Annotated in this window: 21 protein-coding genes and 1 pseudogene; 13 read left to right on the top strand and 9 right to left on the bottom strand. The window is 65.7% G+C overall.

The genetic code is table 11. The annotated features are described in order from the left end of the window. The first annotated feature begins 85 nt into the window (after positions 1-85). The 3 genes from ACQP1G_RS09235 to ACQP1G_RS09225 all read left to right on the top strand — a co-directional run bounded on the left by ACQP1G_RS09235 (position 86) and on the right by ACQP1G_RS09225 (position 3250). Positions 86-649 carry a hypothetical protein gene (locus ACQP1G_RS09235; protein ID WP_433200841.1) on the top strand — a complete coding sequence of 188 codons (564 nt, stop codon included), beginning with the start codon at positions 86-88 and terminating at the stop codon, positions 647-649. 304 nt (positions 650-953) lie between these two features. Then, complete coding sequence (locus ACQP1G_RS09230; RefSeq protein ID WP_433200838.1) at positions 954-2408, top strand: PepSY-associated TM helix domain-containing protein; 1455 nt, start codon at positions 954-956, stop codon at positions 2406-2408. Positions 2409-2548: 140 nt separating this feature from the next. Beyond that, complete coding sequence (locus ACQP1G_RS09225) at positions 2549-3250, top strand: hypothetical protein (protein ID WP_433200835.1); 702 nt, start codon at positions 2549-2551, stop codon at positions 3248-3250. Here ACQP1G_RS09225 and ACQP1G_RS09220 read toward each other — a convergent pair. Next, on the bottom strand, positions 3166-3459 hold the full coding sequence (locus ACQP1G_RS09220; RefSeq protein ID WP_433200832.1) for a helix-turn-helix domain-containing protein: 294 nt from the start codon (positions 3457-3459) through the stop codon (positions 3166-3168). The genes ACQP1G_RS09225 and ACQP1G_RS09220 overlap by 85 nt on opposite strands. Next, positions 3375-3650 (bottom strand): hypothetical protein, encoded by a 276-nt coding sequence (locus ACQP1G_RS09215; protein WP_433209572.1) that lies wholly within the window; start codon positions 3648-3650, stop codon positions 3375-3377. Before ACQP1G_RS09215 ends, ACQP1G_RS09220 begins: the two co-directional genes overlap by 85 nt. A gap of 94 nt (positions 3651-3744) precedes the next feature. Here ACQP1G_RS09215 and ACQP1G_RS09210 point away from each other — a divergent pair, with 94 nt between their 5' ends. Together ACQP1G_RS09210 and ACQP1G_RS09205 are read left to right on the top strand one after the other, a co-directional pair. After that, positions 3745-4119: an AMP-binding enzyme gene (locus ACQP1G_RS09210; RefSeq protein ID WP_433200829.1), complete on the top strand. Its 375-nt coding sequence runs from the start codon at positions 3745-3747 to the stop codon at positions 4117-4119. Positions 4120-4286: 167 nt separating this feature from the next. After that, the gene (locus ACQP1G_RS09205) at positions 4287-5135 is read left to right on the top strand and encodes an alpha/beta fold hydrolase (protein WP_433200826.1); all 849 of its coding nucleotides are present in this window, start codon (positions 4287-4289) and stop codon (positions 5133-5135) included. 16 nt (positions 5136-5151) lie between these two features. Here ACQP1G_RS09205 and ACQP1G_RS09200 read toward each other — a convergent pair. Next, positions 5152-6488 (bottom strand): annotated as a pseudogene (locus tag ACQP1G_RS09200) (PLP-dependent aminotransferase family protein). Between the two features lie 85 nt (positions 6489-6573). Here ACQP1G_RS09200 and ACQP1G_RS09195 point away from each other — a divergent pair. From ACQP1G_RS09195 to ACQP1G_RS09175, 5 genes are all read left to right on the top strand, one after another. Further along, on the top strand, positions 6574-7209 hold the full coding sequence (locus ACQP1G_RS09195) for a DJ-1/PfpI family protein (protein ID WP_433200823.1): 636 nt from the start codon (positions 6574-6576) through the stop codon (positions 7207-7209). Positions 7210-7460: 251 nt separating this feature from the next. Continuing rightward, complete coding sequence (locus ACQP1G_RS09190) at positions 7461-7931, top strand: fluoride efflux transporter FluC (RefSeq protein WP_433200821.1); 471 nt, start codon at positions 7461-7463, stop codon at positions 7929-7931. Next, a complete protein-coding gene (locus ACQP1G_RS09185) occupies positions 7928-8269 on the top strand; it encodes a DUF190 domain-containing protein (protein ID WP_433200818.1) in 342 nt (113 codons plus the stop codon). Before ACQP1G_RS09190 ends, ACQP1G_RS09185 begins: the two co-directional genes overlap by 4 nt. 2 nt (positions 8270-8271) lie before the next feature. Further along, positions 8272-8646 carry a fluoride efflux transporter CrcB gene (gene crcB / locus ACQP1G_RS09180; RefSeq protein WP_433200815.1) on the top strand — a complete coding sequence of 125 codons (375 nt, stop codon included), beginning with the start codon at positions 8272-8274 and terminating at the stop codon, positions 8644-8646. A gap of 252 nt (positions 8647-8898) precedes the next feature. Next, positions 8899-9288, top strand: a complete 390-nt coding sequence (locus ACQP1G_RS09175; protein ID WP_433200812.1) for a hypothetical protein — start codon at positions 8899-8901, stop codon at positions 9286-9288. A 70-nt stretch (positions 9289-9358) separates the two neighbouring features. Here ACQP1G_RS09175 and ACQP1G_RS09170 read toward each other — a convergent pair whose 3' ends face one another. The 4 genes from ACQP1G_RS09170 to galK all read right to left on the bottom strand — a co-directional run bounded on the left by ACQP1G_RS09170 (position 9359) and on the right by galK (position 13949). Further along, positions 9359-10621 carry an epoxide hydrolase family protein gene (locus tag ACQP1G_RS09170; RefSeq protein WP_433200809.1) on the bottom strand — a complete coding sequence of 421 codons (1263 nt, stop codon included), beginning with the start codon at positions 10619-10621 and terminating at the stop codon, positions 9359-9361. A gap of 68 nt (positions 10622-10689) precedes the next feature. Continuing rightward, positions 10690-10944 carry a hypothetical protein gene (locus ACQP1G_RS09165; RefSeq protein WP_433200806.1) on the bottom strand — a complete coding sequence of 85 codons (255 nt, stop codon included), beginning with the start codon at positions 10942-10944 and terminating at the stop codon, positions 10690-10692. A gap of 12 nt (positions 10945-10956) precedes the next feature. Next, a complete protein-coding gene (locus ACQP1G_RS09160; protein WP_433200803.1) occupies positions 10957-12699 on the bottom strand; it encodes a sodium:solute symporter family protein in 1743 nt (580 codons plus the stop codon). A gap of 122 nt (positions 12700-12821) precedes the next feature. Beyond that, positions 12822-13949 (bottom strand): galactokinase, encoded by a 1128-nt coding sequence (gene galK, locus ACQP1G_RS09155; protein WP_433200800.1) that lies wholly within the window; start codon positions 13947-13949, stop codon positions 12822-12824. Positions 13950-14142: 193 nt separating this feature from the next. On the opposite strand from galK, the gene ACQP1G_RS09150 reads away from it, so the two are divergent. From ACQP1G_RS09150 to ACQP1G_RS09140, 3 genes are read left to right on the top strand one after another with little or no spacing between them, the layout of a single operon-like run. Beyond that, the gene (locus ACQP1G_RS09150; RefSeq protein ID WP_433200797.1) at positions 14143-14733 is read left to right on the top strand and encodes a pyruvoyl-dependent arginine decarboxylase; all 591 of its coding nucleotides are present in this window, start codon (positions 14143-14145) and stop codon (positions 14731-14733) included. After that, a complete protein-coding gene (locus ACQP1G_RS09145) occupies positions 14730-15359 on the top strand; it encodes a hypothetical protein (RefSeq protein ID WP_433200794.1) in 630 nt (209 codons plus the stop codon). Before ACQP1G_RS09150 ends, ACQP1G_RS09145 begins: the two co-directional genes overlap by 4 nt. Beyond that, on the top strand, positions 15359-16942 hold the full coding sequence (locus tag ACQP1G_RS09140) for a diguanylate cyclase domain-containing protein (protein ID WP_433200791.1): 1584 nt from the start codon (positions 15359-15361) through the stop codon (positions 16940-16942). Before ACQP1G_RS09145 ends, ACQP1G_RS09140 begins: the two co-directional genes overlap by 1 nt. Before the next feature lie 17 nt (positions 16943-16959). Here the strand turns inward: ACQP1G_RS09140 and ACQP1G_RS09135 are convergent, their stop codons facing one another. Together ACQP1G_RS09135 and ACQP1G_RS09130 are read right to left on the bottom strand one after the other, a co-directional pair. Then, positions 16960-17688 (bottom strand): DUF6319 family protein, encoded by a 729-nt coding sequence (locus ACQP1G_RS09135; protein ID WP_433200788.1) that lies wholly within the window; start codon positions 17686-17688, stop codon positions 16960-16962. 200 nt (positions 17689-17888) lie between these two features. Further along, positions 17889-18512, bottom strand: a complete 624-nt coding sequence (locus ACQP1G_RS09130; RefSeq protein ID WP_433200785.1) for a TetR/AcrR family transcriptional regulator — start codon at positions 18510-18512, stop codon at positions 17889-17891. Between the last annotated feature and the right edge of the window lie 16 nt (positions 18513-18528).

Raw genomic sequence — 18528 nt, 5'->3', positions numbered from 1 at the left:
CACCTGGAAACTCGAGGCATCCCATGAATTCCGGCTGCCGCCCGGGGTGGCGATCGGCTGGTAATTCGTCGGCTATCATCAGCGCGTGAGTATCGAGTTCGGCCCGGCCGCTGCGGGGCAACGCAGCGCCGTCGCGCGAGTGCGCGGCGCATGTGCCGGTTCGATCTCCGCGGCCATATCCGTTGCCGCACATGGGTGGGCGTCCGGCGGTATGGCGCCGAGCGGTACCACCCTCGTACTGCTCGCTGCCGCCTCGGCCGTCGTCGGTGCGCTGGTCGCCGGTATCGCATCGCTGCGCGACAGCTCGATCGGGCTGGTCGTGGTGCTCATCACCGGTCAACTGCACGGCCACCTCACCATGGGCTGGAGCTCGGGGCATATGCATCACGGCGATGCCCAGCTCAGTCCCGGTATGGTTGCCGCGCACCTCCTCGCGGCCATGTGCGCGGCGATGGTGATCCGAGGCGCGGAAGCCGCGTACCGGATCGGCTGTTCAGTGCTCTCCCGGGTGGTGCCGATGCGCTATCACCCGCCCGCAATTCCGGGGCCGGTGCCGCTGCGCCTGACGCATCGCGATCGCGTCATTCTGCGAGTTTTCGCCGCGGAATCGCTGCGCACACGTGGTCCGCCGCTGGTGTTCGGTCACTGATTCTCCTTTACCCGGTGCACGGGCTCTGCTCGTGCGTCGCCGTCACCGCGCATATGCCTTTCCAGGGACGAGATTTCACCTCACCGTCTGATATCGATTCCCTGGATCGACGGTTCGCCGATCAGCGCTGCTGTCGATCACGAACTCGCCTTGTTCGCGCGGCGTTACCCGCGCCCGGCGAATGCCGGAATCCGCTGTTCGTCACAAATTCCGGCGTTTCGCCGCGATGATGGCGCCCGGATTCCCACGGCCCTCGCCGATGACGACGATTCCGGGTTCTTCCGAACTCCAGAAACGAATCACCATGAGCATTACCGACATCAGTCCACCGGATGCCGAATCACCGGCACCGGCAGCGGAAACGACCAATCGGCCACGCAATGGCCTCTATCCCCTGGCAATGCGGCTGCATTTCTACGCGGGCATCTTCATCGCACCGTTCATCCTCATCGCCGCGGTCACCGGAGCGCTCTATGCGATCTCCCCCACCCTGGAATCGATAACCTCGCACGACCTTTTGACGGTCGAGCCGAACGGCGCTATGCGGCCGCTGTCCGAACAGGTCAGCGCGGCTGTTGCCACCCAGCCGACGTTGCAGCTGGTCGCAGTGGCTCCGGCACCCGAGGCCGACGACACCACCCGCGTGCTGTTCGATGACCCGTCCCTCGGCGAGTCCGAACGACGCGCAGTCTTCGTGAATCCGTATACCGCGCAACCGGTCGGCACCGATGTCGTCTACGGCAGCTCGGGTGCGCTGCCGATGCGCACCTGGATCGATAGGCTGCACCGGGATCTGCACCTCGGCGAGCCGGGACGGCTCTACAGCGAGCTCGCCGCCTCCTGGCTGTGGGTTGTCGCGCTGGCCGGATTGGTGCTATGGATCCGCCGGGTCCGCAGCCGTCGCGCCCGGAACTCGGCGGCCTGGCTGCTGGCACCGGACGGCACCCACAAGGGCCGCGGCCGATCGATGAATTGGCATGGAGCCGTTGGCGTTTGGATCATGCCGGTGATCCTGCTGCTGTCGGCGACCGGGATGACGTGGTCGACCTATGCGGGCGAGAACATCACCGAGTTGCGTGCGCAGTTGAGTTGGACCACACCTGCGGTGAGCACCGCACTGCCCGGTGCGACTGCGCAGGACCACGCGGGAGGCGAGCACCATGGTGGCGGCGACCATACGCCCGTACCGGTCGATCTGCCGACCCGGATCGCGCAGCTCGACGGGGTCTATGCGGCGGCCCGCGCCAATGGCATCACCCAGGGTGCCGAGATCACCATTCCCGCCAAGCCCGGCAGCGCATTCGCGGTGAAGGAGCGGCGCATGCCCGGCACCTACACTGTCGACTCGGTCGCCGTCGACGGCGCGACCGGCACGGTCACCGACACGCTGGCCTATGCCGACTGGCCGATCATGGCCAAGCTCACCAACTGGGGCATCCAATTCCACATGGGCCTGATGTTCGGGCTGCTCAACCAGTTGCTGCTGCTCATGGCGATGATCGGACTGATCGTCGTGCTCGTGCTCGGCTACCTGATGTGGTGGAAGCGGCGGCCGACCCGCGGTGCTTCGCGGTTCGCCATCGGGCGCGCACCTCGTCGCGGTGCATTGCGCCAGACCTCGCCGTGGCTGGCGGCGCCCATCGTGGCGGCCGCGCTGGTTGTCGGTTGGTTCGTGCCGCTGGTCGGGCTGAGTCTGCTCGCCTTCCTGGTTGTCGACATCATCGTCGGCCTCATCGGGCGCACGCGCGCCACGACCTAGTGCCGCGTCCGCCGCGCGGACGCACCTACTGGAACCGCCGGGGCGTGAGGGGCTCCGGCAGTTACCAATTCGACCTACCGAACGTCAGAGGTATGGCCGTTGTATCGCCATGCCTCGAACAGACAGGATTCACCAATCTCATGAAGATCAACAAGTTCGCCCTGGCCGCTGCATTCATGACGACCGCGGTGGGAATTGCCGCCGGTGCGAGCTCCGCCGAACCGATCGAGGCCGCCGACCCGATCAACTTCACCGCCCTGGCCACCGACACCCAGTCGATCATCACCACAGATTCCGGATCGCTGGTCGTCGAGGACGGCGCACTGAAGATCAAGGCCGCCAACGGAACAACCGTCGCGGGCACCCCGCTGACCCTCCGTGTGGACGACTTCGAATTCCCTGTCGTGGCCGATATCGCCGACCACACCGCGACTCTCACCCCACAGTTCGATACGGCGCACGCGACCTACAAACCGGTCGCGCTGCCGTACGAGGACAAGGCCCCGTGGAAGACCGAGTACGACCGTGAGCAGGCCGCTTGGTCCCGCATGACCAGCACCATCGGCATGGGTGCCACCATCGGCACCCTGGTCGGTGGTCTCGGCGGCGGCGCCGTCGGCTGTGTGCTCGGTGGTATCGCCGGTGCGACGGTCGCCGCGGCCGCCATCGTCGGTCTGTTCGGGGCATTCATCCCCGCCGCGGCCGTCGGCTGCCTCGGTGGCATCGTCGCGGTCGGCGCGCTCGGTGTGCTGGCGGGTCAGATCCTGGTGACCGCTCCGGTCGCGATCGGTGCGGCAGTGCAGTACTTCACCACGGTTGGTGCCCCTTTCCAGGGGAAGTAGCCCGGCTCCGCACCACCAACCCTTGGCCGATCAGCGCGGACCGTCGGCACCGTTGAGGGCGGGCAATGCCTGTAGGCCGCACCGAGATCGAGTACCACCTGTGGACCGACCAAGGATCGACCGGTCAACTGCTCGACCCTGCGGGTCCGGTAGCGGACCGTATCGGCGTGAACGTACAGGCGCCGGCCGAACCGCCTGCTGCGAACCAATACTCGAGGGTTTCCAGCAGCCGGGTCCGCTCCTCGCGTAGCAGCGCGAGGAGCGGACCCGCGGGAAAGGCCAGTACAACGATCTGCTGGTCGGGCAGCTGCCGCCGGTCCGACAGAATCTGCGAAACCCGAAGGGCCGCTTCGATACCCGGCACAGCCTCGCGGCCGGGCGGCGGCACTGAATTCCGCACAACGCCACCCGCATCGGCCCGCACCGCGCTTCGGTACGGCGACGATGACCTACGCAAGCCCGGACCCATCGGGATCCCGATTCCGGGCGTCGAGGTGCGGCTCATCGACGTGGCGGAGGGGATCAGCGAAATCACCTCCCGCGGACCGAATCTCGTGAAGGAGTACTGGGAGATCCGGAGGCGACCCGGCCGCCATCCCGGACGGCTGGCTGCGCACCGGGGATCTGGCCCGACAGACGGCTACCTGTTCATCGTCGACCGCAAGAAGGACATGATCATTCGCGGCGGCTATAACGTCTACCCGCGCGAAATCGAGGAACTACGCTACGAACATCCGGATGTGGTGCAGGCCGCGGTGATCGGCGTTCCTGACACCCGGCTCGGCGAGGAAGTCGCCGCCGCCGTCGTGCTGCGAACCGGCGCGACGACGACAGCCGATGAGTGCGGATCTTCACCCGCGCGCATCTAGCTGCGGACAAGTACCGGCGGCAGGTTTGACTGCTCGATGAGCTGCCCACCGACCGAGCGGCAAGATCCTCGAGCGCGCCACCCGCCTGCGCCCGAGAAGGTGACATTACTTCCCACACAACCACTTTCGCCTCGCACCACCGATCGCAGCACACCAGGAGCCAGCAGATGTTCACCTTCCCGAGCGCGGACGGCGTCACCATTTACGTGCACACCTGGGCTCCGGCCCGACCGCAGGTGCGTGGAGTCATTCAGATCGCGCACGGCATGGGCGAACACGCCGCCCGGTACGCCCATCTGGCCGAACGGCTTGTCGCCGCAGGCTATGTCGTCTACGCCGCCGACCAACGCGGCCACGGGCACAGTATCGCCGGTACGCCGGGTGATCTCGGACCCGACGGCTGGAATATGTTCGTCGCCGATATGGTCGCGCTGACGAAGATCCTGCGCGATCGGCATCCCGCGGTGCCGCTGGTATTGCTCGCGCACAGCCTCGGCGCCATGGCCGCGCAACAGTATCTACTCGACGAGGCCGAATTACTCGATGGCGTAGCACTTTCCGGCGCGACAGCGGTCGACAAGCTGTTCGAGAACATCGCGGCCGCGGGCGGCGATCTGCTCGGTTTGTTCAATGCCGCATTCCAGCCCCTACGCACCGCCGCCGACTGGATCAGCCGCGACGAAGCCCAGGTCGATGCCTATGTCGCCGACCCGTGGTGTGGTTTCGCCATCGACGAGACGAGCATGACCACCCTCGCCGCCAACGGGGTCGACCTGCTCGCCAGGCCGACCCCGGTCCCCGCGGACCTACCGTTCTACATCATGGTCGGCGACCGCGATCCCCTCAACGACGGCCTGAAGCTGAGTGACCTTGCGGTGCAACGCTATCGAGATGCCGGTGCCACCGACATCACCTACCGCAGCTACCCCGACGCCCGGCACGAAATCCTCAACGAACTCAACCGAGAAGAAGTCGAAGACGATCTGATCGCCTGGATCGAGCGCGTCACCAGCTGACACGCATTTTGCCGACTCAGCGATAGGTGTATGCATCGACGACCCGTTTTACCTTTCCCAGCGCTTGGCGCAGGGTGTCCAGATTTGTCGAGCCGAGAGCCAGCCGGAGCGCATGTGGCGCGTGCGCAGACGTGGCGAACGGTTCCGCCGTGGACACCAGTACGTGTTCGCGCATGAGCGCGGCCGCAATCTGGTCGGCTCGTACGTCCTCGGGCAGCGGGAGCCAGAGGAAATACGACGACGGATTGCTGACCTGAGGTAGCCCTGCCAGCACGTCGCGGGCGATCGACTGCCTGATCCTCGCATCATCGCGCTTTTGCGTCTCCAGCTCGGCGACGGTGCCGTCGTCGAGCCATCGGCACGCGATCGCTGTCATCACCGCAGGGGTGTTCCAGGTCGTGGCGCGGATCGCACGCTCGATGGCGGGCACCAATGTTTTTGGGGCAGTGACGAATCCGAAACGCAGGCCGGTCGCGACGTTCTTGGAGAGCCCAGAGACGTTGACAGTCCTTTCCGGTGCGAGCGCCGCCAGTGGGGGTGGTGGCTGTTCGGCCAGGAAGGCATACGCGGCGTCCTCGATGATGAGCAGTTCGTATCGGCGCGCGATCTCGACCAGCTGCTCACGGTGGTGTTCCCCGGTGACCCATCCCAACGGGTTGTGCAGTGTCGGCATCGTGTACACGGCACGGACTCGCCGCGTCGCGCAGAGCTGTTCGAGGGCGTCGAGTCGGGCGCGTGGCCCGCCGCCGGAAGTGGTGCCAGTTCCACGTGGAGCGCATGGGCGAGCACCTTGAAGCCCGGATAGGTCAGGGCATCGGCGGCTACGACGTCTCCGGGCCGCAGCGTCGCCATGGCGGTGGCGGCCAATCCGTGCTGAGCGCCATTGACGATCAGCACCTGATCGGCGCCGACCGCTAATCCATTCCGCCGCAGATGGCGGGCTACGGTGGCCCGCTCATCAGGTCGCCCACCATGGGGCTGGTAGCGCAACAGGGCCTCCAGGTCACCCCGGGACGCCAACTGACGTAATGCCTGCCGCAGCATCTCGGCCTGACCAGGTAGTGCTGGGTAATTGAAGTTGAGATCCACCACGTCCGCCGCAGCCGCCTGCAGGTCGATGCCATGGCTGGGCGGCAGCGCGATCTCGCGCACAAAGGTGCCCCGGCCGGGTTCCCCACTCACCAGGCCCATGGCTTCCAGCTCGGCATAGACCCGCGACGCGGTCACCAATGCCAGCCCTTCGCTGGCCGCGAGTCGGCGATGGGTCGGCAGCCGCGTCCCGGCCGGCAACCGCCCCGCCCGGATATCGGACGCCAACGCGTCCACGACGCCTTTGTATCTCGAAACTGCCACGCCCCGATTGTATGCATGACAATTTCTTGATTGTATTGGATCGCGGTCATACGGTGCCTGGTAGCGACCGGGAAAGGCAACCGTCATGCATATCGCCATCCTCACCTTCGAGGGCTACAACGAACTCGACTCACTCATTGCGCTCGGCGTTCTCAATCGAGCCAAGAAGACCGACTGGCGGGTATCGATCGCCAGTCCTACGCAGCGAGTCCGGTCGATGAACGGTGTGGTCATCGAGTCGATGGCCACCCTGGAGGAAGCCAGCGCCGCGGACGCGGTCATCGTGGGCAGCGGGGTGCAGACCCGCGAAGTCGTCGCCGACCAGGAGCTGATGGCGCGGCTGCGACTCGACCCGTCTCGGCAACTGCTGGCCGGACAATGTTCCGGGGCGTTGGTGCTGGCCGAGCTCGGACTGCTCGACGGCGTTCCCGCCTGCACCGATCTGACGACCAAACCGTGGGTCCAGGCAGCCGGAGTCGCTGTGCTCGAGCAGCCGTTCTTCGCCAAGGGCAACCTCGCCACCGCCGGCGGCTGCCTCGCATCGCACTACCTCGCGGCCTGGATGATCGCCCGCCTGGAAAGTGTCGAAGCGGCCGAAAGCGCTCTGCACTACGTCGCTCCGGTCGGCGAGAAGGAAGACTACGTGGCACGCGCGATGGGCAATATCAGGCCATACCTGCACGAGGAACTGGCCACGGCGTCAGCTGGACGCAACGGCTGACCGGCCTCGCAAGACCAGCACCATCGACATGGGCGCCAGATCTTCGTAACCGCCTACTCGCGATCGGTGTGGCGGGACGAGTCAGCGCGCATGCTTTACGCTGATGGACAGCATCAGCCCTGGCTTCGTCGGGGGTTGGCGCGCGGCGGTGGGGCCCGCCGTACCCGAACCGCGGCAGCACCGCCGCCAACGGTCCCTGCTTGTGAGACATGCGCCCGTACCCGGGTGCCGCACGAGTGGGAGATATACCTATGGGAACACCTCACCCCGACAACATCACCGGCACAGACCCATTCGCTGCGACAGCACCGCGTGGACGACTGCGCGAGAACGCTCCGGTGGTGGCCGTCGTCGCTGTCGGCGGTGTGGTCGGGGCGTGTGCCCGGTACGGGGCGGCACTGTGGTGGCCGACCACGGCCGAGGCGTTTCCGTGGACGACGCTGGCGGTCAACGTCACCGGCTGCGCGGTAATGGGGATCTTCATGGTCCTGATCACCGAGGTGTGGTCGGCGCATCGGCTGCTGCGACCGTTCTTCGGCACCGGGGTGCTGGGCGGCTACACCACCTTCTCCACCCACACCGCCGATATCCAACGCCTGGTCGAGTCCGGCCACGCGGCGCGCGGGCTGGCCTATCTGTCGTTGACTCTGATCGCGGCGCTCACCGCGACGTGGACCATGGCCGCACTCACCCACCGAATCTTCACGAGGAGGACGCGATGACCAGGCTCACCGGTACCGCGCTGCGGCTGACCGTGTTCATCGGCGAAAGCGACACCTGGCACCACAAGCCACTGTTCACCGAAATCGTGCACCGCGCCCACCACGCCGGGCTGGCCGGTGCCAGCGTGTTCCGGGGCATCGAAGGCTACGGAGCGTCCTCGCACGTCCACACCACCCGGTTGCTCTCACTCAGCGAAGATATGCCCGTCGCGATCGTCATCATCGACGCGGCCGAACGGATCCGCGCCTTCCTGCCACAACTCGACGAGTTGGTAGGTGAGGGCCTGGTGATCCTCGACGACGTCGAAGTCATCCGCTACGTCGGCCGAAACACGTAACGATGAACTGGCTACTCGTCATCGTCGGCGCGGCGGTCGGTGCACCCCTGCGCTATCTGACCGACCGGATCGTGCAATCCAAACACGACACCCTGTTCCCCTGGGGCACATTCGCCGCCAACCTCACAGGCTGTCTCAGCCTCGGCATACTGACCGGCGCAGTCACCGCAGGAGCTGCCTCCTCACACATCCAACTACTCGTCGGCACCGGATTCTGCGGAGCCCTGTCCACCTACTCCACCTTCTCCTACGAAACACTGCGACTGGCCCAAACCGGCGCACGCTTCTACGCCGCGGCCAACATCATCGCCAGCGTGATCGCCGGACTCGGCGCGACCTTCACCGGAACCGCCCTCGCGCAAGCCATCTGGACCTGAACCGCGAACCGTCAACGGCATCGGATCGCAAGCCCTGCCGGCACGCGGTGAGCGTCACTCGTGCACGCTCGCTGAAATCTGCCACTAACGGATGCGGCCCGCACGACATCATCGGTGCTGAAACGTCTTGAGCCACAGTGCTTCAGGAATGATGGTCGTCGAATCGCCAGCATGTCCGCTGATCACTTGTCGGAGCCGACCGGGCTAGCATGCTTCTACTTCCAGAGACTCTGGAAGCGGGAGAGGATAGAGATGAGCTTCGAAAACAAGCTGTTGCCGCGGATCGCCGCGCTCTCCGCGATGGCCAGCGCCGCCCTATTGATCGGTGCGGGTGCCGCCACCGCCGATGACTGGCCCTCGGATGGCGGGGGCGCATTGTCGGTGTATGAGACGAAGGACTTCGCGGTCCAGCCCGACCCCGACTACTGGAATCCACTGTCCGAGCGGAACCGGTTGACCTCGCCGTTCGGTACGAGCACCCGCATCGTGTGCACCGGTTTCCATGGCGTACAGCAGGATTGCTGGCAAGCAGACCTCGACGGTAACCCGCACAAGCTCAATATCGCCCCGCTCGACGTGCCCTACGCCGGCTCGAGCGGAACAGGCCACTTCGGGCCCAAACATTACCTCTACCCGGGCTGATGCCATCGGATTCATGACCGCGGATCGGCGACACAGGTGAAATACGCTCTGTCGCAAAGTGTTCGGGTTGTCAGCGGCGGCCGCGGAAGGTGCGGCGGAGGTCTTCGGTCCATTCGGTGGGGATTTCCCAGGGGATGAAGTGGCCGCCGTTGGCGTGGGCGGTGAGGTTGACGTGGTTGTACCAGGGGGCACGGTCGCTATCGAGGAAGTTCTGGACGCGGTGGTCGGTGGTGACGCCGGGTGGGTTTTCGTAGCCGACGAAGGTGATGCCGGTGGGGGCTTCGATGACCGGTTGGCGGTTGTGCGACGGGGTCCAGGGGTAGCGGTTGTTGTTGGCGTAGGTGCGGATCGAGGTGCTGATCGAATTCGTCACCCAGAAGATCATGGCGTGCGTCAGCAGGTCGTCCTTGGGAAAGACGGTTTCGATATTGCCGCCGTCATCGCTCCATTTCATCCAGCGTTGCAGGATCCAGGCGAGCATTCCGGCGGGTGAGTCGGATAGGCCGAAGGACAGGGTGCTCGGTTCCAAGACGTGCGCGGCCAGGTGGACGGCGAAGCGGTGTTCCAGCTCGATGATTCGGGCGTGCACGTCGGCGGGGAGGCCGTCGGGAATGGGACGGCCGCCGGTGAGATCCCAGGCGCGTTCGCCCTCGAACAGCGTCAACTTCTGGCCGGATCCGATGTGGATCGCGTAGAGCTCGTCGGCATATTTGTGGCCGAGTTGACCGGTGACGAGCGCGCCGACATCACAGCCCGCCGCGGCGTACTTCCGATAGCCCAGGACCGAGGTCATGAGGGTGTGCCAGAGGTCGGCGACCTTCCAGAAATTCATATCCGGGTTGTTCGGCAGCGGGGTGGAGAAGCCGAAACCGGGGAAGGACGGCACGATCACGTCGAATGCTTCGGCGGGGTCGCCGCCATGCGCGCCCGGATCGGCGAGCGGGTCGATGACCTTGGACCAATGCCAGAACGTCCACGGCCAACCGTGCGTGAGGATCAGCGGTGTCGGGTTCGGGCCGACACCGGGCTTGCGCATGAAGTGCACGGGAACACCGTCGACTTCGACGCGATAATGCTCGTAGGCGTTGATCGCGGCTTCGGCCTTGCGCCAGTTGTATTCGGTATGCCAGTACTCGACGAGTTCCTGCAGGTAGCGGCGATCGACGCCGTAGTACCGGTCGTCATTGCCCGCGTCGTCGGGCCATCGGGTCATGGAGAGCCGCTGCCGGAGATCGGCGAGCACCTCATCGGGCACATGGATCGGCGTCGCCGGCAACGGAAACGGAAACGGCCGGTTCTGGGCGCGGTGTGATCCGATGGACTCGTGGCTCAATGGTCGTCTCCTGCGCGGCATCTCGGGTGTTTCGACCGTAACACCCCAGAGTCATCGATCCGCGTCGGTCATGGTTCGGGCGGCGAATCCGCCTCGGCGGCGGGCGCATCGACCTTGGTCGGCACCGGTACCGGCCGCAACACCACCCAGACCAGGAAGGCCAGCGCCACCGCACCCATGCCGATACCGGCCCAGAGGTTCACGTTCACGCCACCTGTCTTGGCCTCCTCGGCGGCGGTGTCGTGCACGAGCCCGGTCACGATCAGGATGACGGCATAACTGCCCAACAGCGTGCCGACAATGGTGCGGATATCGAAAAGCATCGGCTGGCCTCCCTATCCGACGATGATATTGAGGGCGATGACCAGGATCAGCGCAATGCCCGCGAGCAGCACCGGACGCTGATACCAGGGCAGACTGGCCTCGTCCGGATCGTGGCGCAGTTCCTTCGGCGTCTCCGAATAGACGAGCCCGACGAGTTCGGCATCGGGTTTCGACTGGGTCACCTGGGTGACCGCGACGCTGACGGCGATATCGACGACAAAGGCGACACCGGCCGCAACGAAACTCGATCCCTGGCCGGATAATTCGAAGACATCGGTTTTGTGCAGGATGAAAACCACAATGGCCGAGAGGGTCCCGCAGACCAGCCCCATCCAACCCGCCGTCGGCGTCATCCGCTTCCAGAACATGCCGAGGATGAACGTCGCGAACAATGGCGCGTTGAAGAAGCTGAACAGCGTCTGCAGATAGTCCATCATATTGCTGAAATTGCCCGCGATGAACGCGGTTCCGATCGCCGCGACGGTCGCGCCGACCGTGGCCAGCCGCCCCACGGTCAGGTAGTACCCGTCCGGCCGATCCCGGCGCACATACTGCTGCCAGAGGTCATAGCTGAACACCGTATTGAAGGCGGAGATATTGGCGGCCATCCCAGCCATGAACGCCGCGAGCAGGCCGGCCAGCCCGACGCCGAGCAGCCCGTTCGGCAGCACATCCTTCATCAGATACAGCAGCGCCTGGTTATAGGTGACATCACCGGAGAAGTTCGGATCGGCCGTCACCGCCGCCTTGTATTCGCGCATCTGCGGCACCAGCACCGCGCTGATCATGCCGGGAATCACCACGATCAACGGAATGAACATCTTCGGGTATGCGCCGATGATCGGCGTGCGCCGGGCGGCGGAGATGGAATGCGTCGCCAGCGCGCGCTGCACCTCGACGAAGTTGGTGGTCCAGTAGCCGAAAGAGAGCACGAATCCGAGGCCGAACACGATGCCGACCACGGACAGAAAGTTATTGGAGAACCCGCTGAGCGCGGTGCCCGGCCAGGATTCCAACTGTTCGGCGCCGCCCGGCGATCCGGTCACCTTGTCCCGCAGCCCTTCCCAACCGCCCGCCTTGTGCAGGCCGACCAGGGTCAGCGGCAGCAGTGCGGCGACGATGACGAAGAACTGCAGCACCTCGTTGTAGATCGCCGCGGACAATCCGCCGAGAGTGATGTAGGAGAGCACGATCACCGCCGCGACGATCACCGACACCCACAGCGGCCAGCCGAGCAGCACATTCAGGATGGAACCGAGCAGATACAGATTCACCCCGGCGATGAGCACCTGCGCGATCGCGAAGCTCAGTGCGTTGACCAGATGTGCGCCGGTGCCGAAGCGCCGTCGCATGAACTCCGGCACACTGCGCACCTTGGAGCCGTAGTAGAACGGCATCATCACCACACCGAGGAACAGCATGGCCGGCACCGCGCCGATCCAGAAGTAGTGGAAGGTCGGGAAGCCGTATTCGGCGCCATTGGCCGACATGCCCATGATCTCGACCGCGCCGAGATTGGCGGAGATGAAGGCGAGGCCGGTCACCCACGCGGGCAGCGATCGTCCGGAGAGGAAGAAGTCGATACTCGACGAGACGCGCCGCCTGGCCAGCAGACCGATGCCGATTACGAAGAGGAAATACAGCGCGACCAGCGCATAGTCCACGGGCTGCGCATCCAGGCGCAAGGTCGACGAGGCCTGGACCGAGACGGTATCCGGAGTTGATAGGAAAGCGGTCGAATCGGCAAGCGGCACAGCGTCGTCCCTCCAGGTGGTGAACCGGGCGTCGAGCCATCGTGCGTTCTACTGTGCGTGATTGTGCCGCACCCGCGCGACACAATCACGCACAAAGATTGGACATTTGCCCAATCGGTTGCTCAGTCGGCGCGGTGCGCGCCAGCGCCCGGCAGCACAACGAAAGTGCGCGGCGGATCGAAACCCGATCGCGCGAACCGAGTTCGCACCGCGTCCGCGACAGTCGCGGTGTCATCGCAATCGACCAGCGCGATGACACTGCCGCCGAACCCGCCGCCGACCATGCGCGCGCCGTGCGCCCCGGTGTCGAGCGCCGTGGCGACAGCGGTGTCGAGTGCCGATGTCGACACCGCGAAATCATCGCGTAGAGATTCGTGCGCCGCGGTGAGGATCGGTCCGATCTCGCGCGGATCCGCACCAGCTCGCAACTTTTCGGCAACCAACAGAACTCGGGCATTCTCGGTGACGACGTGTCGAGCCCGCTGACGCAACACCGGGTCGACGATCCGATCGAGAGTCGCGATCGAATCGACATCGCGCAGTGCGGGCACGCCGAGTTCCGCGGCCGCCGCCTCGCACTGGGTACGCCGGGCGGCGTAACCCCCGTCGACCAACTCGTGCGGCTGTCCGGTATCGATCACGAGCAGCGCCAATCCGAACCGGTTCAGGTCGAACGGAATCTGTTCGTATCCACCGCCGCGGCTCGCCGGCGCCGCACCGAGAAACCGACGAACGTCGAGGAAGAGCGCATGCCCCGCTCGGCACAGGACCGAGGCGCACTGATCGAGGACCCCGGTCGGCACGCCCGCGTAGTCGTTCTCGGCGGCCCGCGCGATATCGATCAACTCCCGATCGGTGACGCTGGGCGCGAACAGATCTCGCAGGGCGAGGGCCACCGAGCAGGACAACGCGGCCGAGGAGGACAACCCGGCGCCGATCGGTACCGCGCCGTCCAGGTCGAGATCGACCCCATCGACCGGATACCCGTGCCGGATGAATTCGGACACAACGCCCAGCGGGTACCGCGCCCACGGCGGCAGCCGATCCCGTTCGGCGCCAAGGTCACCCGGCTCGACGAGCACCACCTCGCCGGGGCGCTGCCGCGATGCCACCCGCACCAGGCCGTCTCGGCGCACCTCGGCCGCACACTCGACGACCAGCGGTAATGCGATGGGCAGCACGAAGCCGTCGTTGTAATCGGTGTGCTCACCGATGATATTGACCCGCCCGGGCGCCACCCATTTCGGCACGAAATCCTCACTTCGTCATATCGCCAGAGCCCACGCTTGCCATCCCAGCAACCACCGGAACCACACCCTACGAGACACGCCGCGCGAGCACGGTCTTCGGTCGGCGCGGATGCGCGATCGATCTTCTTGACGCACAGTCGAATTTGACGCAATACCGGCCTATAAAATCGGCCGACGGTTTCGGGAGGGCATTATGATTCACACGACCCCACGCAGCGGCCTACTCGGGCTGCAGTGGATCGATCGACTACTCCCGCCCATGGGCAGGCCGGAACGCGGCGATCAGCGTGACTCCGGAGCTCCACTGACGATCGAGATCGGCGCGGCGACCGGGGCGGGCCCGACGGCTATGTCGGCCTTCGATGCGGCACTGCGTGACCTGGGAGTGGGTGATGCCAACTTGATTCGCCTGTCATCGGTCATACCGCCGCGCGCTACCTTGGCCCGCACCGGTCGCGTCCGCAAGCCGATCCCCTGGGGAGATCGGCTCTACTGTGTGTACGCAGCGCAGCACGCCACCGCGGCGGGCGAGCGGGCCAGCGCCGGCATCGGCTGGGTACTGCGCGACGACGGCTCGGGCGCCGGACTTTTCGTCGAGCACGAGGCCGAAACCGCCGCGGAGGTCGCGCGACTGATCCGATCCAGCCTGACCGATATGACCCGCAACCGGCCGGAACGATTCGGCCCGATCCAGTTGTGCACCACCGAGGCCCGCTCCGATGGCACGCCGACCTGCGCGCTGGTGCTCGCGGCATATCACACCACCCCGTGGGAGCCACGATGACGGCGGTATCGCGTAGCGATTCGATCGGGGGTGGCGCTCGGGTGACGGGTGGGCGGCACGAGGTTCACGTCACCATCGAATCGAGCATTCCCGACGACCGGATCGAGATGTTCCACCGGCTCTACGAGGAGGCTTTCGGCCCGTTGCGCACCAAGGCCATTGCCAGACAGGTCCTGCACCGGTCCGAATTCCACGAGGAGATGGTCGACCCACGGGTCGCCAAACATGTCGCGCGCACCGCGACCGGCGAACCCATCGGGGTGACGACACTGACCAAATATCTCGAGACCGTGCCGTGGATCAGCCCGGAGTACTTCGCCGCCCGCTATCCCGAGCACGCGGCACGCGATGCGATCTACTACGCGGGTTTCACCCTTGTTGCGCCAAGTGCGCGACAAGGCGCCGCGTTCCATGCCATGATCAAATCAGTTGTCCAGGTATTGGTGGCCGAGCGCGCCGCGGTCGGTTGGGACATCTGCTCGTACAACAACACTCGGTTTTCCTTCGCCGACAGCATTCGAGCGGTGCTCGATGAGCAGCAGGCGAACGTCGAAGTCGCGGTGGAGGATTCGCAGACCTACTACGCGGCGCGGTTCACTGGGGATGGAGCGACCAAGGGGGGCTGATGACAGTCAGCGAAGAGCAGCCGACCGCCCGGCACCGCTTCGAAATGCGGTGGTGCACAGTACTTCTCGTGGGCGCCACGATCGGCCTCGCGATACTGCTCCTCGTTGATCGGCGCCCGCTGTCGCTGCTGACCATGGCCACCGTGGTCATCGCCGCGCTCACCATGATCGGCGTCGGTCTGCGGCGGCATCGGCCCGAGCGGCCGCTGCCCTGGTACCTGCTCTCGGCCTCGGCCGTACTGTTCGCGGTGGGCACGGCCACCCGCGAGATCGACGATCACGCGCTGCACCCGATCGACGACCTGTTCACTCTCGCAGGCTATTTCGGCATCGGCGTGGCTGCCACACTATGGCTGCGCCCGCGCCAGGTCCGGGCCGACTACGACCTGCTGCTCGACTCCGCGCTCATCGGGCTCGGTGCGCTGCTGACTTCGTGGACCTTTCTGATCTCACCGATTCTGCAGTCGCACGACACCACCACGAACACCCTGGTGGCCGCGACCTATCCGGTACTCGACGCATTGCTGCTGACCCTGGTCGCGCATTCGATGGCCACCGCGACCCGGTCGGAGACCTCGCTACGCCTGCTGCACGGCGGCCTGATCGCCGTACTGATCGGCGATCTCGGCTACAGCCTCGACACCGTCGGCAACGCACCCATCGGGCACGAGATGCTGCTGGCGCCGCTGCTGGTCGCCTACCTCATCGTCGGCGTCGCGGCACTGCATCCGACCATGGCCACCCTCGGTGCGCCCCGGCGCATCCACCCGCATCACTCGCGGCAGCGGGCCAGCTCCATCGCGGTCGCGTTGATCGTGGCCTCGCTGGTTCCGGTGGTCGGCTCCAGCCTGGACACCCTGGATCGGGTGGTGGTCTCCTCACTGTGCGCGCTGCTGCTCATCGGCGTGCTGGTGCGCAGCGAACGCGCCATCGTGCGCAGTGCGCGCAGCGAACGGCGCGCGCAGTACCAGGCAGATCACGACATGCTCACCGGATTGCTGAACCGGTCCGCCCTGCTGCGCGCGCTGAATCGCAATAGCGAGCACTGGATCGAGCAGCCGTTGTGCCTGCTGTTCATCGACCTCGACGGCTTCAAGATGGTCAACGACAGCTATGGCCACGCGGTCGGCGATGAGATGATCGCGAATGCGGCATCCCGGATCCGGCGGGTCATCCGACGCGAGGATGTGGTGGCCCGCTACGGCGGCGACGAATTCGTGGTACTCGCACCGCTCGACCGGCAAGAGGCGGCCATGCTCGCGGAACGACTACTCGGCGCCTTCGTTCGGCCGTTCGAGCTGAGCGCGGGCGAGATTCCGATCACCGCGAGCGTCGGGCTGGCCTGCGGCAGCCCGCGCAGCTCCCAGGACACCATCTACGACCTCATCCGGGACGCGGATTCGGCGATGTACCACGCGAAGGAGTACTCGCTCGGCTACGCGTTCCACGACGATCTTCGCCACGGCACCGACGCACGCAGTAGCGATACACGCCACGGCACCGCCGACTCGGGACGCCGGATCTGGCGCCCGAGCGGCAGATCGCACAATGCCAGCGGCAAGTCCGCCAGCACCGCGGTCTGATCAGCCAGCACCGCGGTCTAGTCCGACAGCTCCTCGAGCAGCCGCCGCGCTTCCTGTAACTCCACCTGCAACTGCTGCACCTTGGACTCCTGCACCACGCGGGCCGCCTCCAGAATTCCGGCCACTACCTCGGCCACCTCCGGATGCAGCACCTTGGCGGCCTGCGCCACCGCCGAGCTGGTCACCGGCAGCCCGCGCACGGACTTCTTCTTGCCGCTGACCACATCGACCGACCATTCGCCGTCCGCGGTTCCGGTGAGCGTCACCGTGACCTCCGGCGCCTTCGCCTTGGTCCGCGCGGCGGCGGTGGCCTTGGTCGCGGGTTTCGCGGGGCCCGCGGATGCCGCCGGCTTGGCCGGTTCGGCCGCGGGGGCAACGGGTTTCGGGGCGACCGGGGCCGGGCTGGGCGCAGGGCTCGGCGGGGTGGCGGTGCTCGTCGTGAAGGTCGACGGCTGGGTCACAGTGGATTCCTTCCTGGTTGTCGACTTCGGCTGGACAGGGCTAGCGGTTGCCGCCTTATCCCGCGGCGGCTTGGTCAACGTGACTTCGGTCGGAGAAAAGGACAGTACATCCTTCGATCCGGTCGGCTTGACCCGCAGGAAGTCACTCTCGGATCGATCACCGATCTCGACCACCTTGCCGGACCGTCCTTCCGGCACGCCCACCGCGGCCGCGGTGAACCACACCATCGGTGGGCGACCGCCCGCGATGTCCGTGGCGATCTGCTGAATCTCAGTGTCCGACAACGGCTGTGGTTTCGTTCTTGGGGACGGCATGGGGCACTCCGAGCGGTATTCGTGGATGGCTGCGTGCACAGATGATGCCGCACACCACCGACAGATTCACAGCCACCGCCGAAATCGCCCAGGAACAGGCAAGATTCCAAATCTCAGCGAATGTCTAGCTAACAGAACTTCGGGGTATTCGCTGTATAGCCCGACCCGCGCTACGTCGCGGGCGCTTGGAGTGCTGGGAACCAGATGTCGGTGAGGACCTCGGCGGCCTGGTCCGCGGTGACGTCGATGATGCCCTGCATGGCCCACCGGGTGAAGAAGCGTTCCAGTTGGGCAACAAGGAGTTCCACGCGAAGGCGGGCCTCATCTTGCCGGTCCTCGGGCCAACGAGCGAGGTAGGAGGTCATGGCGTTGGGCAGGGCGAGGATGCCGCTGCGGGCGATCTCGCGGAATTGCGGTTCCAGTGCGGTGGCCTCGTCCCAGGCGGGCAGCAGGTCCTTGTATTCGTGGAACCAGGCGATGGCCCGGGTCACCCAGTCCACGAACTCCGCGCGCGAACCGGTATCGAGCACCCGGTCCAGATCCTCATAGAAATGCAGGGCGGTCGGGGCGGTGCTCTGTTCGGCGATGGCGCGCAACACCTCCAGCTTGCTGGCGAAGTGCAGGTAGAAGGTGGCGCGGCTGCAGCCGACGGCGGCGACGATGTCGTCCACCCGGACCGCCGCGTACCCGCGTTCGATGAACAGCGCCTTCGCACCCTCCATCAGTTTGGCGCGGGTCTGCAGCTTCTGCTCCTCGCGCAGGCTCAGTGCGGGCGGGTTCGACTTGGTCGGCATGGTAGACATCATGTCA

This window comes from Nocardia sp. CA-107356, assembly GCF_050946365.1.
Lineage (GTDB): Bacteria > Actinomycetota > Actinomycetes > Mycobacteriales > Mycobacteriaceae > Nocardia.
This window is presented reverse-complemented; position numbering and strand designations above follow the sequence as displayed.

Bases quoted from the DNA above. Each gene is read 5' to 3' on its own strand.
- ACQP1G_RS09230 (WP_433200838.1), top strand. From the start codon at position 954: ATGAGCATTACCGACATCAGTCCACCGGATGCCGAATCACCGGCACCG.
- ACQP1G_RS09225 (WP_433200835.1), top strand. From the start codon at position 2,549: ATGAAGATCAACAAGTTCGCCCTGGCCGCTGCATTCATGACGACCGCG.
- ACQP1G_RS09205 (WP_433200826.1), top strand. From the start codon at position 4,287: ATGTTCACCTTCCCGAGCGCGGACGGCGTCACCATTTACGTGCACACC.
- ACQP1G_RS09195 (WP_433200823.1), top strand. From the start codon at position 6,574: ATGCATATCGCCATCCTCACCTTCGAGGGCTACAACGAACTCGACTCA.
- ACQP1G_RS09190 (WP_433200821.1), top strand. From the start codon at position 7,461: ATGGGAACACCTCACCCCGACAACATCACCGGCACAGACCCATTCGCT.
- ACQP1G_RS09185 (WP_433200818.1), top strand. From the start codon at position 7,928: ATGACCAGGCTCACCGGTACCGCGCTGCGGCTGACCGTGTTCATCGGC.
- crcB (WP_433200815.1), top strand. From the start codon at position 8,272: ATGAACTGGCTACTCGTCATCGTCGGCGCGGCGGTCGGTGCACCCCTG.
- ACQP1G_RS09175 (WP_433200812.1), top strand. From the start codon at position 8,899: ATGAGCTTCGAAAACAAGCTGTTGCCGCGGATCGCCGCGCTCTCCGCG.
- ACQP1G_RS09165 (WP_433200806.1), bottom strand. From the start codon at position 10,944: ATGCTTTTCGATATCCGCACCATTGTCGGCACGCTGTTGGGCAGTTAT.
- ACQP1G_RS09150 (WP_433200797.1), top strand. From the start codon at position 14,143: ATGATTCACACGACCCCACGCAGCGGCCTACTCGGGCTGCAGTGGATC.
- ACQP1G_RS09145 (WP_433200794.1), top strand. From the start codon at position 14,730: ATGACGGCGGTATCGCGTAGCGATTCGATCGGGGGTGGCGCTCGGGTG.
- ACQP1G_RS09140 (WP_433200791.1), top strand. From the start codon at position 15,359: ATGACAGTCAGCGAAGAGCAGCCGACCGCCCGGCACCGCTTCGAAATG.
- ACQP1G_RS09130 (WP_433200785.1), bottom strand. From the start codon at position 18,512: ATGCCGACCAAGTCGAACCCGCCCGCACTGAGCCTGCGCGAGGAGCAG.